This window comes from Janthinobacterium sp. Bl 1 (genome assembly GCF_058215535.1).
On sequence record NZ_CM177086.1, the window covers coordinates 3,160,556 to 3,173,707 of the forward strand.

12 protein-coding genes are annotated in these 13,152 nt (G+C 66.7%); 3 read left to right on the forward strand and 9 right to left on the reverse strand.

Annotated features, from left to right (window positions below):
• Window positions 1-12: 12 nt before the first annotated feature.
• Window positions 13-246 (forward strand): hypothetical protein, encoded by a 234-nt coding sequence (locus AC4BCN_RS14130; RefSeq protein WP_034751303.1) that lies wholly within the window; start codon window positions 13-15, stop codon window positions 244-246.
• Here AC4BCN_RS14130 and AC4BCN_RS14135 read toward each other — a convergent pair.
• Complete coding sequence (locus tag AC4BCN_RS14135) at window positions 243-1,145, reverse strand: LysR substrate-binding domain-containing protein (protein WP_490490970.1); 903 nt, start codon at window positions 1,143-1,145, stop codon at window positions 243-245. The genes AC4BCN_RS14130 and AC4BCN_RS14135 overlap by 4 nt on opposite strands.
• A 125-nt stretch (window positions 1,146-1,270) precedes the next feature.
• Here AC4BCN_RS14135 and AC4BCN_RS14140 point away from each other — a divergent pair, with 125 nt between their 5' ends.
• Both AC4BCN_RS14140 and AC4BCN_RS14145 read left to right on the forward strand, forming a co-directional pair.
• Complete coding sequence (locus AC4BCN_RS14140; RefSeq protein ID WP_490490971.1) at window positions 1,271-1,921, forward strand: glutathione S-transferase family protein; 651 nt, start codon at window positions 1,271-1,273, stop codon at window positions 1,919-1,921.
• Window positions 1,922-1,939: 18 nt separating this feature from the next.
• On the forward strand, window positions 1,940-2,965 hold the full coding sequence (locus AC4BCN_RS14145) for an LLM class oxidoreductase (RefSeq protein ID WP_490490972.1): 1,026 nt from the start codon (window positions 1,940-1,942) through the stop codon (window positions 2,963-2,965).
• Between the two features lie 6 nt (window positions 2,966-2,971).
• Here the strand turns inward: AC4BCN_RS14145 and AC4BCN_RS14150 are convergent, their stop codons facing one another.
• The 8 genes from AC4BCN_RS14150 to AC4BCN_RS14185 form a co-directional block, all read right to left on the reverse strand.
• Window positions 2,972-4,258, reverse strand: a complete 1,287-nt coding sequence (locus AC4BCN_RS14150) for a DUF445 domain-containing protein (protein WP_490490973.1) — start codon at window positions 4,256-4,258, stop codon at window positions 2,972-2,974.
• 59 nt (window positions 4,259-4,317) lie between these two features.
• Window positions 4,318-5,715, reverse strand: coding sequence for a branched-chain amino acid transporter BcaP (gene bcaP, locus AC4BCN_RS14155; protein ID WP_139091872.1), 1,398 nt, complete (start codon window positions 5,713-5,715; stop codon window positions 4,318-4,320).
• A 211-nt stretch (window positions 5,716-5,926) separates the two neighbouring features.
• Window positions 5,927-7,714, reverse strand: coding sequence for an MFS transporter (locus AC4BCN_RS14160; RefSeq protein WP_490490974.1), 1,788 nt, complete (start codon window positions 7,712-7,714; stop codon window positions 5,927-5,929).
• 35 nt (window positions 7,715-7,749) lie between these two features.
• Window positions 7,750-8,844, reverse strand: coding sequence for an N-acetylglucosamine-6-phosphate deacetylase (locus tag AC4BCN_RS14165; protein ID WP_338678535.1), 1,095 nt, complete (start codon window positions 8,842-8,844; stop codon window positions 7,750-7,752).
• Between the two features lie 3 nt (window positions 8,845-8,847).
• Complete coding sequence (locus AC4BCN_RS14170; RefSeq protein WP_490490975.1) at window positions 8,848-9,615, reverse strand: DeoR family transcriptional regulator; 768 nt, start codon at window positions 9,613-9,615, stop codon at window positions 8,848-8,850.
• Between the two features lie 35 nt (window positions 9,616-9,650).
• Window positions 9,651-10,994 (reverse strand): D-tagatose-bisphosphate aldolase, class II, non-catalytic subunit, encoded by a 1,344-nt coding sequence (locus tag AC4BCN_RS14175; protein WP_490493602.1) that lies wholly within the window; start codon window positions 10,992-10,994, stop codon window positions 9,651-9,653.
• A gap of 5 nt (window positions 10,995-10,999) precedes the next feature.
• Window positions 11,000-11,947, reverse strand: coding sequence for an ROK family protein (locus tag AC4BCN_RS14180; RefSeq protein ID WP_490490976.1), 948 nt, complete (start codon window positions 11,945-11,947; stop codon window positions 11,000-11,002).
• Window positions 11,934-13,082 carry an AgaS family sugar isomerase gene (locus AC4BCN_RS14185; protein WP_490490977.1) on the reverse strand — a complete coding sequence of 383 codons (1,149 nt, stop codon included), beginning with the start codon at window positions 13,080-13,082 and terminating at the stop codon, window positions 11,934-11,936. The genes AC4BCN_RS14180 and AC4BCN_RS14185 overlap by 14 nt, the downstream gene beginning before the upstream one ends.
• Window positions 13,083-13,152 lie beyond the last annotated feature (70 nt).

Here is a 13,152-nt window from a genome sequence, read left to right on the forward strand (position 1 = left end):
GAGGAGACGGACATGCATACGAAGATGTCGGCAAGAGGCAGCGTAGAGGCGGGCAAGGGCTATCCACACGGGGCGCAGGTGCGCCATGCATCCATGCAGCGCCTGAAGGCGATCGCTTACCTGGCCCTGTTGCTGGCCGTGGTGCCGGCCGCGGCCTGCATCGCCACGGGACGCGCCGGCATGCCGGCGCCGTTCAGCGCCATGTGCGGCGTGGTGTCGTGCGCGGCAGGCGAGCATGGACTCTAGCTCGCGGCCTGCGCCTCCTCGCGGATCCATGCCATGAATGCCTGGACGGCAGGGCGCGTGGCCGCGTCGGGCCGCGTCACCAGGTAGTAGGCAAAGCGCGCGGGCCAGGGCAAGTCCAGCACTTGCACCAGGCGTCCAGCGGCGATTTCCTCCTGCGCGTACAGCTGCGGCACCAGGGCCAGTCCCTGTCCCGCCTCGGCCGCGCGTATCAACAGAAAATCATCTTCGAAGGCCGAGCCGCGCAGCGCCCGCGCCGCATCGGCGCTGCCGTCCGGGGCGCCATGCGCGGCCAGCCACAAGGGCCAGTCGGCGCGGTCCGTATCGTGCAGCAGCGGGTAGCGCAGGCAATCGCCGGGCGTGGCAATGGGCGGCTGGCCTGCCATCAGGGCGGGGCTGGCGACGGGCACCAGCACGGGTGCCATTAACCGCGTCACCTGCAAGCCCGGATACTCTCCCAGGCCGTGGCGCAAGGCCACGTCGACCCTGTCGCGGCGCAGGTCGACCAGCGCCGATGTGGCTTCCACGCGCACCTCGATTTGCGGGTGGCGCTGGTTGAAGCGGCCCAGGCGCGGCACCAGCCACGCGGCGGCAAAGGTGGCGACCGTGCTGACGGTGAGCGTCTGGCGCCCAGCCATGTCTTCCAGCGCCTGGCTGGCACCGGCGATCTGCGCGAAGGCACCCAGCAGGGTGGGGTGGACCATGGCGCCCGCTTCGGTCAGGCGCAAGCCCTGGCGTTCGCGCGTAAACAGGGGCATGCCGACCCGTTCTTCCAGCAGGCGGATTTGCTGGCTGACGGCGCCCGACGTCACGTGCAGCGCTTCGGCGGCGGCCTTGATGCTGCCGCGCTGGCCCACTTCGACAAAGGCGCGCAGTGCCTGGAGCGGTAAAGGATGTTTCATTGATATAGTTTTTCTATAGTAAGACAGCAAAAATCATCGTTTCCATTCGCTGAAAATAAGAGCGAGGATGGCGGTGTTTGCAACGCTTATTTTACTTCAGTAAAACTATATCGACAGGATACTCCATGCACAGCATCACATCCCCGGCGGGTTCGCTTGAACTCTACACCGACAGCTCGCCCAACGGTTTCAAGGCCACCATCGCACTGGCCGAACTGGGCTTGCCGTATCAATTGCGCCATGTGCGCATCGACCAGGGCGAACACCGGCTGCCCGCTTTCATGGCCCTCAATCCGCACGGGCGCATTCCCGTGCTGGTCGACCACGAGACGGGCGTCACCGTGTTCGAGTCGGCCGCCATCCTGCTGTACCTGGCCGAAAAGACGGGGAGGCTGCTGCCCAAGGCACCCGCGCAGCGCTGGGCCGCCATCACCTGGCTGCAATTTCATGCGGCCAGCATGGGGCCGATGCTGGGCCAGCGCGTCCATTTCGAGGTCGAGGAGAGAGGCGCGAATGCGGCCGCCACGGCACACTTTCGCCAGCTTTGCGGCGCGGCGCTGGCCACCATGGATGGCCGCCTGGCGGCCAACGCCTACCTGGCCGGCGACGACTATTCCATTGCCGACATCGCCAGCTTCGGCTGGCTGCACATCGCCCGTATCGTCGGCTTCGATTTATCCGCCTGGCCGCACGTCAGCAGCTGGTACGCCCGCGTGGCGGCGCGTCCGGCCGTGCAGCTGGGCGTCACTATCCCCGCGCCCGCCACGGGCGCCTGATTTTTATCGAGGAACAGCATGAGCAATGACATCACGGAAGGCGCCTCGTCGCAGGCCTTCACGCAGCACCGCGGCTACCGGCGCATGTTCGCGCCCGGCGCGCTTACCCTCGGCATTTACCTGCCGCTGCGTTTTTACCAGGGCGACATGCAGGCGCTGGCCGGCCAGGCCGACCTGGTCGCCGCCATGGACAGGCAAGGCTTCGCCGCCGCCTGGGTGCGCGACATTCCCTTGTTTGACCCGCGATTCGGCGATGCGGGCCAGCTGTTCGACCCGTGGGCCTATCTCGCCTACCTGGCGGCGCGCACGGACTCGCTGGCCCTGGCCACGGGCAGCGCCATTTTTACCCTGCGCCATCCCATCGACCTGGCCAAGGCGGCCGCCAGCATCGACCAGTTGTCGGGCGGGCGCCTGGTGCTGGGCACGGCCTCGGGCGACCGCGCCAGCGAATTTCCCGCGTATGGCGTGCCGTACGATACGCGCGGCGAACGCTATGCGCAGGCCGTGCACCTGTTCCGCCAGTTGCTGCGCCCTGGCCCCGCGCATGTCAGCAGCCCGCTGGGCAGGATCGAGGGCCTCGAACTGCTGCCCAAGCCCGTGGCGGGCGCCATTCCCCTGATCGTCACCAGTTCCTCGGGCCAGCCGCTTGAGTGGATAGGGCACCACGCCGATGGCTGGCTGACGTACCCGGAAGCGACCGGTACGCCGGACGGGCCGCGCCGGCTGGCGGAAAAGATCCGCGCCTGGCGCCAGTGTATCCCGGATGGCGGCTTCCGACCGCACATGTGCAATGAGTGGCTGGATCTGGTGGACGACCCCGACTATCCGCGCACGCCCGTGCGCAGCGGCTATGTGCTGCGCACGGGGCGCAAGGGCTTGATCGATCTGCTGGGGGAATGGCAGGAAGCGGGCGTCAACCATGCGGCACTGGGCATCCAGCATGGCCGGCGTCCGGCCGCCGAGGTGCTGCAGGAACTGGCGCAGGAAGTGCTGCCGCATTTTCCGTCGCATGCGGCGCCGGCCAGCGCCGTGCCGCGCTGGTAAGTATGGCTAGAACGCCTGGCTGGCTGCGTAAATGAGCAAGCCGGCCAGGCCGCCCACGACGGTGCCGTTGATGCGGATGAATTGCAGGTCGCGCCCGATGGCCAGTTCGATGCGTTCGCTCATTTCTTCCTTGCTCCATAAGTCGAGGCGGGCGGCGATGAAGGCGCCCACTTCGCCCCGGTAACGGCGCACCAGCGAGCCGCTGCCGGCGACGATGGCGCCGTTCAGCCATGCCCGCGCATGGTCGTCCGTGCCCAGCACCCGGCCCGTGTTGCGCGCCAGGCTGGCGATCGCTTGCGCCAGCACGGGCTGGTCCGCGTGCAGGTCGGCCAGCACGCGCGTGCTGATGTGCTTCCACACGTCACCGAGCATGGCTTGCACCGTGTCGCTGGCGATCAGCTGCAGCTGGTAGCGGCGCACGGTCTCCTGCCACTGCGGATCGGCCTTCAGGTGCAGCGCGCTGTCGGCGATCCAGCCGGCGATGCGCTGGCGCAGCGGGTGCCCGGGATCGAGGCGCACGGCGAGTGCGAATTTTTGCAGCGAGGCGATCATGCGCGGCTCGTACGCCTTCACGGCTTTTTTGATCAGCGCGTTCTCGATCTGGAAGGCGCCCAGCACGAAGTCGCCGATGGCCGCGTGGTGCGCCTCGTCGTCGAGGTAGGCGGCGCCGCGGTCGAGCAGGAAGTCCAGCAACTGCTGCGGCTTGCCGTCGGCGATCAGTGCATCGATGCAGTCGGCCGCCACGTCCGACAGGTTCAATTGGCCCAGGTAGCCGCTGGCCTGCTCGCGCAGCAGCTGTCCCAGCTTGTCGTGGTCGGCCATCGCCAGCAGCTGTTTCGCGACACCGGCGCTGGCCATGCCCAGCTGCCGCGCGTGGGCCTCGTCGGCCAGCCAGGCGCCCAGGCGCGCGGCGGGATCGGCTTGCGCGATGCGCTCGGCGATGCCTTGCTCGGTAATGAAATGGTTTTCCACGAAGGCGCCCAGGCTGCGGCCGATGTCCGCCTTGCTGTTCGGGATGATGGCCGTATGCCACAGGGGGATGCCCAGCGGGTGGCGGAACAGGGCGACGACGGCGAACCAGTCGGCGATCGCGCCCACCATGGACGCTTCGGCGAACGCTTCCACATAGCCCCAGGCCGGGTGGGCGCCGCGCTGCGAGCGGGCTATGGCGAATACCAGCGCGGCCAGCAGCAGCAAGCCGGCGGCCAGCCACTGCATGCTGCGCAGGCGGGCGCGCTTGAGCTGGTCCGTGCTGTGGTCCAGCTGTTTGATAAGGTCGGGGGAGCGTTGCATCGATGGCGGTCTGCGGGGTTGCGAGACCGCCATCTTACTGCGATGGCGCAGTGGAGGGATTACTGTTGCGGATGCAGCAGCGAACGGCGGCGCGCGTAGCCGAAGTAGATGGCCAGGCCGATCACGAGCCAGATGGAAAACGCCATCCAGGTGACCCAGCTGAGGAAGCTCATCAGGCCTACGCACAGGATCACGGCCAGCGCCGGCACGTACGGCACGCCGGGGCAGCGGAAGGCGCGCGGCAAGTCCGGGCGCTTCTTGCGCAGCACCACGACGGCAACGGAGACCATCGTGAAGGCGGCTAAAGTACCAATGTTGATCAGTTCAGCGAGGATGTTGAGCGGGATCACGGCGGCGATCAGGCCGAACACGATGCCGACCAGCCAGGTGGCGAAGAACGGCGTGTGGAAGCGCGGGTGCACGGTCGACAGGCGCTTGGGCAGCAAGCCGTCGCGCGACATGGCGAAGATGATGCGCGTCTGGCCGAAGGCCATCACGAGGATCACGGTGGTCATGCCGAGGATGGCGCCCAGGTCGACGAAGCCGGCGATCCAGTTTTCGCCCGCATACTGCAGGGCCAGCGAGACGGGATGGTCGACGCCGAGGAATTTTTGATACGGCACGATGCCCGTCATGATGGCCGACACCACCACGTACAGCACGGCGCACACGGCCAGCGAGCCGATGATGCCGATCGGCAGGTCGCGCGACGGTTTCTTGACTTCCTCGGCGGCCGAAGTGACGGCGTCGAAGCCGATGAAGGCGAAGAAGACGAGGGCGGCGGCGCTCAGCATGCCGTGATAGCCGAAGGGCATGTAAGGCTGCCAGTTGGCCGGCTGCACGTGGCGCGCGCCGAAGATGATGAACAGCAGCACCACGCCCACCTTGATGGCCACCATGATGTTGTTCAGGCGCGCCGATTCACGCACGCCCCAGCCCAGCATGGCCGTCAGCAGAAGCATGATGACGAGGGCGGGCAGGTTGATGAAGGTGGTCACGCCAGGCAGGGCACCGGGCGCGGCCGTCAGGGCCACGGGCAGCGCGATGCCAAAGCCCGACAGCAGCGACTGGAAGTAGCCGGACCAGCCGACGGAGACGGCGGCCGCGGCCAGGCCGTACTCGAGCAGCAAGTCCCAGCCTATCATCCAGGCAGCCAGCTCGCCCAAAGTGGCATAGCTGTAGGTATAGATGGAGCCGGCCACGGGCACGGTGGAAGCGAATTCCGCGTAGCACAGGGCGGCGAAGCAGCAGGCGACGGCCGCCACGACGAACGACAGCGACAGGGCGGGACCGGCCGTCAGCGCGCCCGTGCCGGTCAGCACGAAAATGCCCGTGCCGACGATGGCGCCTATGCCCATGAGGACAAGGTCGAAGGGTCCCAGCACTTTCGCCAGACCTCCCGGTTTCTTGCTGTGGGCGATCATGTCATCCAAATTCTTGGTTCTAAATAAGCTCACTGTGTCTCCTGGTGGTTTTTGTCATGGCGCCATTGCCGCCTCGTGAGTAGCACGACGCAGCCAGATTCTAGCCCACGCGCCCTTGATTCCAGAAGGAAAACCGTACGGTGCCGTGCGCGCCAGCCCCGCAAACTTGTCCGGCAGGCAAAAAAACAGCCCCGGATGGTGGTCCGGGGCTGGAAAGGAGACTGCTACAGTTGGTTACTCTGGCTTACTTGGCAAAGTGCGCTTCGATCTCTTCGAGTGTCTTGCCCTTGGTTTCTGGCAGCAGGAAGGCGGCCGCCAGGAAGTACAGCACCGTGCAGCCGGCGCCAAAGAAGAACAGGGTCGAATAGCCGTGCAAGCCCACGGTGGGCAGGAAGATGGCGGCGATCACGGTCGAGACGAACTGGTTGACCAGCAGGGCGATGCTCATGCCGTTCGAGCGGATGCGCGTCGGCATCAGTTCGGACAGGGCCAGCCACACGCACACGCCCGGTCCCACGGCAAAGCTGGACACGAACACGCAGATGGCGATCGCCACCAGCCAGCCGTGCGTCGACGAGGGCACGGGGCCCAGGCTGGCCTTCTCGATGCGCAGCGGCGCTTCGCGCCCGGCGGCCGGATCGGCGAACGGGTTCAGGTGCAGCTTGCGGAAGAACACGCCGATCACGCTGTCGGGCTGCACGGCGTCGTCGCGGGCGATCGTCACCTGGCGCAGCACGGGATCGTCGCTGCGCAGGCTTTTTACGTTCGTGAACGGGCCGTAGGCGTAGGCGATGGTCAGCTGCTGCGGCGTGCCGTCGGCCGCTGCGCCCAGGGCCGTCAAGGTGGCCGCATCGAGGCTCAAGGCCAGGCCATCGGCCCGCACTTGCGCGGCGATGGCGGGGCGCACGTCGGCCAGGTGGGCTTCGGCGCCGCGGAACAGCAAGCCGGCCGCCAGCAGCGAGACGACGATGCCGCCCGTGCCCAGCATCAGCAGGAACTTGCGGCCCTTGCGGTCGACCAGCAGCACTGCCACCACCGTCATCACGGCATTGAGTACTTTCAGCAGGACGTCCGCCATATTGGCCGAGGCGCCCGACAGGCCTGCCTGGTTCAGGATATTGACGACGTAGGCGAGGATGGAATTGATGCCCGTCGCCTGCGTGCAGGCGAGGATCAAACAAGCGAGCAGGAAGGGCAGCACGTAACGGCGGCTCAGCAGCGGGTCTTTCGCCTTGCCGCTGGCCTTGGCCGTATTCTCGGGCGTATCTTGCATCTCGCGCAGCTCGATGTCGGCGGCGGCGGGCAGGCGCGTGCGCAGCAGCGACTGGCGCGCCTGCTCGATGCGGCCCCGTTGCGCCAGCCAGCGCGGCGACTCGGCCAGCAGCAGGGCGCCGACGGTAAACACGAGGCCCGGTGTCAGACAGACCCAGAAGATGCTGCGCCAGGCCTGGTCCTTGGCCGTGAAGATGGCGGCGACGCGGCCCGCTTCCGGCAACGCTTGCGCGGCCTGCGTGGCCGTTTCCACCGTCTGCGCCTGCATCAGGCCGATCAGGGCGGCCGCCACCAGGCCGATGGTCAGCAGCAGCTGAAACAGGGCGGCACCCCGTCCACGCTGCTGCGCGGGCAGGCATTCGGCCAGGTACAGGGGCACGACGACGCCTATCAAGCCGCCGCTGATGCCTTGCAGCAGACGGCCCAGCAGCAGCGGCGTGTAGCCGTCGGCCAGCGCGATCAGCGGGATGCTGGCGCTGAACAGGGCGCCGGCCAGGAACATCACCCAGCGCCGGCCCAGCAGGTCGGCCAGGGCGCCGGCGAACAGCGACGACAGCACGGAACCCAGCAGCACGGCGGCGACGATAAAGCTCAGTTGCTGGGCCGTCAGTTTCCAGGCCACGGAGGCCGTCGATTCCAGGTAGGGCAGGGCGCCGGCGATGATGCCGATGTCTATGCCGTACAGCAATCCCCCCATGCCGGCAATAAATAGCAGGTAGCGCATGGCCCACACGGGGGCCTTGTGTGACGTGTCGTGCATGGTAACTCCGGGACGGGGTTGAGGTTGTGGATGGTCTAGCGGGTGGAAAGATCGATGGCCGTGCCTTCGACGAAGACGGACACTGGCTGTAATTGGGAATCGAGGACGACGATATCGGCCCAGGCGCCCGGCGCCAATCGGCCCCGTTCGGACTCGCCCAGGTAGTCGGCCGGGTACAGCGAGAGGCGGTTCGAGGCGTCGGCCAGGTCCAGGCCCAGGTCGACGAAATTGCGCAGTGCCTGGTCCATGGTCAGCACGCTGCCGGCCAGCGAGCCCGTGGCCAGGCGCACGCAGCCCAGGCATTTGTAGACGCGCTGCGTGCCCAGGCCGTACTCGCCGTCCGGCATGCCGGTGGCCGAGGTGGCGTCCGTCACGCCGTACAGGCGCGGGATGGCGCGCAGGGCCGCGCGCAGGGCGCCCTTGGCCACGTGCTGCAGGTCGGGGATGATTTCCGCGTATTCGGCATGCGCCAGCGCCGCGCCGACCATGCCCGGGTCGTAATGCGTCATGCCCGTCATGCCGTTGTACAGGTGCGTGAAGCCGGACACGCCGGCGTTCAGCGCCGCCACGCCTTCGTCATACGTGCCGGCGCTGTGGCCGATTTGCACGCGGATGCCCATGGCCGCCAGTTGCGGGATCAGCTCCAGGTGGCCGGGGATTTCTGGCGCCATGGTCAAGACCTTGATGGGGGCGATGGCGTGGAAGCGCTGCACCAGCGCGAGGCTCGCCTGCACGACGTCGGGCGGTTGCGCGCCCAGGCGGTGCAAATTCAAAAACGGGCCTTCCAGGTGCACGCCCAGCATGCGCGCGCCGTTGGCGGGGCGTTCGGCGATGACGCCGGCCAGGCCTTGCAGGGCGCGCAGGATCGACGGTTCCTTGGCTGTCAGGGTCGTGCCCAGCAGGGCCGTGGTGCCATGGCGCGCATGCACCTGTGCCACGGTGGCGCCCGCGTTCCCGCCTTCCATGATGTCGACGCCGGCCGCGCCATGCACGTGCAGGTCGATGAAGCCGGGCAGGATGGTCAGCGCGCTGTCGGCGGCAGGGTCTTCTTGTATCTGGACGATGCGCTGGTCAAAGGTGATGGTGCCCGTGATCCAGCCAGATGGGGTAAGGATTCTGCCGCTCAGCATGTGTTATTCCGCTATAAAAAGTTCGATGCCCAGCTTTTGCAGCCCTTCGCGGTACTCCTGGCTGATGCTGGCATCGGTGATGACGGTATCGACCCGGTCCAGCTGCACGATGCGGTGCAGGCTGACGCGGCCGAACTTCGAGGCGTCCGTGAGGACGATGATTTTCTTGGCCCGTTCCACCATCTTGTGGTTCAGGCTTGCTTCCGCTTCGTGGTGGGTGGTCACGCCAAACTGCAGGTCGAAGCCGTCGACGCCCAGGAACAGCTTGTCGAAGCTGTAGGCCTGCAAACAGGTTTCCGCCTGGCTGCCCTGGATCGACAGCGACTGCTTGCGCAGCAGGCCGCCCGTGAGGATCAGGTCCACGCCGGGCGCGTCGGCCAGTTCCCACGCGATGTTCAGGCCATTCGTGGCCACCGTTACGCCGGTCGCCTCGCGCAGATGGCGCGCCAGCGAGATGGTCGTGGTGCCCGAGTCGATGATGATGTTGTCGCCCGGTTCCACCAGCCGCGCCGCATACGCGCCGATGCGCTCCTTCTGCTCGTGGTTGATGGCGTCTTTCTGGCGTATCGTGTGTTCAAGCGGGGGCGTGCGCGTCAGGGTCGCGCCGCCGTGGCTGCGCGTGGCCATGCCTTGCGCTTCCAGCGCATTCAAGTCGCTGCGGATGGTGACCGCGGACACGCCGAGCTTTTCCACCAAGTCGGTCACTTGCACCGAGCCCTGCTGGGCAAGCATTTGGAGGATGGATTCACGGCGTTGGCTGGTATTTCGCATGGTGGCGGGCTCGGTAAAAAGTGAAAATACCGAGCTTAACAGATTGCCGCTTCGGCAATGACGGGGACTGCCGCATTGCGGTTGCAGGCGCGCGCATATTGCGCCAGCAAGCTGCCGATCTTGTGCTCGATCAGGGCCGGCGCCTGTGCCGGCAAACTGCCCTGCACCACGGCCAGATACTGTTCCGGCAAATGCTGGCTCAACAGCGGCAGCGGAATGGCCACCGTATCCAGGTTGGCCAGCAGCTTGCCGACGGCGGCCGCCACTTCCGGCTCGCCCCAGTAATAGCGGCAACGGTCGCTCAAGCCGTAGCGGCGCATCAGGCGCTGCTCGTCCGGCGTGCCCAGGTAATGCTTGATCCAGTTCTTCGGATTGGCCACCATCACGTCGTCGAGCACCTGCATCAGCTGCGAGGTGGCGTGCGCCGGCAGCAGTTCCTCCTCGATCTGGCAAAGGGCGAACAGCGCTTCGCGCAGCGCGAAGGTAGCGGCCGGGCCCACTTTCAGGATGGCGAAATGGTCGCGCACCATGGCGTGCAGCGCCGTTTCGCGCTGGTAGTCGGTGGAATGGGCTTCGAACACGAGGCCGGGCTGCTCGGCGACAAAGGCCGACAGTTCTGTGGCGGCATCGGCGTCGTAATGCTGGATGCTGCTCTGGTCGAAATCGACACCAGGCTGCACCACCATGGCGATGACGCGGCGCCAGGCGCCATGCAATTCCTTGTCGAGGAAGGCGCGGCGGTGCACGTCGAGCGTGCGGCGCGCCGCTTGCGGGCTGGTGACGGCGCCGGCCTGCGCCAGCGACGCTTCGCCGCCGGGAACCGGCACTTCCGTGCCGATCACATAGACGGGCGGCGCGAAGCCGGCGGCGGCCGCTGCCTCTTCGGCGACGATGCACAGGCGCGCCGAACGAGCGGCCACGGTTTCATCGTCGAGCTGCAAGGGATCGTCCGCACAGCGCATGCTGCAATCGAGGTGGATCTTGTGGAAGCCGGCCGACGCATATGCGGCGATCAGGGTTTCGGCGTGGTTCATCGCGGTGGCCGCATCGAGGTGCTGCCAGGCGTTCGGGCCCAGATGGTCGCCGCCCAGCACGAGGCGGCTGGCGGGAAAACCCTGTTCGCGGGCCAGTGCCAGCATGGTGTCGCGGAAAACGGCCGGCGTCATGCCCGTGTAGCCGCCGAACTGGTCGACCTGGTTCGACGTCGCCTCGACCAGCAGCACGGTGTCGTACTCGCTGGCCACGCGCATGGCGGCGCGCAGCACGCTAGGATGGCTGCAGCAGACGGCGTACAGTCCCACGCGCTCGCCGCGGCGGTGCGCCTTGATCACTTGCTGGATCGGGGACAGGGTAAAAGTCGGGTTTTCCGCTTGCTTCATCATGTTTACGCCTTTGTATGTTGTCGTATCAAAAGGGCCGCGCCACGCGCGCCGCCGGCGTCGCCAAAGCGGGGCGGCAAAATCGGCGGCACGTGCACGCCGGGGAACAGATGGCGTTTCACGGCGGCCGGCAGCTTGTCGTACAGGTGCGGCAGCTTGGACAGGCCGCCGCCAAGCACGATGACGTGCGGGTCGTAGGTCAGCACGAGGCCGGCCAGCGCGTGGCCCAGCACGTCGAGGTGCACGGCCACCGTGCGCTGGGCCAAGGCGTCGCCCATGTTGGCGCGGGCCACGATGGCCAGAGGCTCGGCGCCGTCGCCGCCGAAGTGCGCATGGAGTTTGCGCATGGCGGGGCCGGAGACATAGCGTTCCAGGCAGCCCGCCTTGCCGCACGGGCAGTCGTAACCGGCCAGGCCATGTTGCGCCATCAAGGTGGCGGGCAGGCTCCAGTGGCCCCATTCGCCGGCCACGCCGTTAAAGCCGCGCAGCAGCTGGCCGCCCACGCAATAGCCGCCGCCGGCGCCCGTGCCGAGGATGGCGCCGAACATGCTGGCGGCGTTGTCGGCCGCGCCGCCTTGTGCTTCCGACAGCGCGAAGCACTGGCAATCGTTGCCGATGGCGACAGGGCGCTGCAAGGCTTGCTGCAGGGTTTGCGCCACGAGGCGGCCGTTCAGGGCCGGCACGTTGGAGCTGAGCTGGCGTCCGCTTGCGCTGTCGATCACGCCGGGCAAACCGATGCCGACGGGCGCCGTCGTGCCCAGTGCAGCGTCGCCGCGTTCCACCAGGCCGGTGATGGCTTGCACGAAGGCGTTGAAATCGTCGCCCGGCGTGGCGACCCGTTCGCGGAACATTTCCGTCAGCGCGCCGTCGCGGTCGGCAAACGCCACCAACTCTATCTTGCTGCCGCCGATGTCGATGCCGTGGTAGCCGGCTGTAGGATTAGAATTGGTCATGGCCATAGATGGTGACGCCTTGCACGACACGGTTGACGATGCCGCCGGCGAATGGATTGTCGGGGCGCAGTTGCAGCAGTGCGGACTGGTGCAGCGCATATTGCTGCGCCATCAGCAGCCACAGCGGGGCCAGCCAGGCGTCGGGCCAGACCGGCGCATCGGCCGACAAGGTGGCAGATAAGTCACCGCCGATACCCACCGTCAGGCAGCGCAGCGCCACGCTGTCGCGCTGCAGTTCTTTCAATAGGTCGTCTTCGTACTGGCGCGCCAGCGGCTTGCTGCTGCGCAGCAGGATCACCAGGGACTCTGTGGTGACGGCCGATTTCGGGCCGTGGCGGAAACCCAGCGGCGTATTGGCCATCGCCATCACGCGCCCGCCCGTCAATTCCAGGATTTTCAATGCGGCTTCCTTGGCCAGCGCTTCCAGCGGGCCGCTGCCCAGGTAGACGACGCGCTGCACCGGTGTCGAACCCAGGTCCGCCACGGGCGCCGACCAGTCGCGCAAGGCCTGTTCGCCCAGCTGCGCCAGGGTGTCCAGGCGGGTCAGATCCGTGTCCTTGCCCAGTACCGACAGGGCCGCCAGCAGCATGCTGCTGAAACTGCTGGTCATGGCGAAGCCGCGGTCGCAGCTGCCTTCCGGCATCAGCAGGTTATAGGTATTGCTGTCGTTCGCGCCCTGGCGCGCCAGCTTGCCGTCCGCATTGCAGGTGATGTTCAAAAAGCGCGCGCCGGGCACGACCTGGCGCAGCAGTTCCACGGCCGCCAGGCTTTCCGGGCTGTCGCCGCTGCGGGCAAACGAGACGAGCAGGGTGGGCGCATCCGCTTCCAGGTACAGCTCGTGGTGCGTGAGCAAAGTCGTGGTGGCGATGGCGCGGATTTGCGCGGGCCAGGCCGCATTCAGGGTATCGACGACGATTTCGCCCACATAGGCGGAGCTGCCGGCGCCCGTGAGGATGACGCGTTGTTGTGGGTTCGACAGCGCGTCGCCGAGGAAGGCGGCCAGTGTCGCTTGCTCCTTGCGCAAGATGTCGGCCAGCGCACGCCAGATGGCTGGCTGGTGGGCGATTTCCTCGGCCGTGTGCAGGCCGCCGATGTCGCGCCAGGTTTGAATGTCACGCTGAAGAAGGGTAGTCATGAGAGGTCAGTAAAGTGTTTGTTGGAGAAAGCATAAATACTAAATTTCGAAAAGTCAAATACGAAAGTAA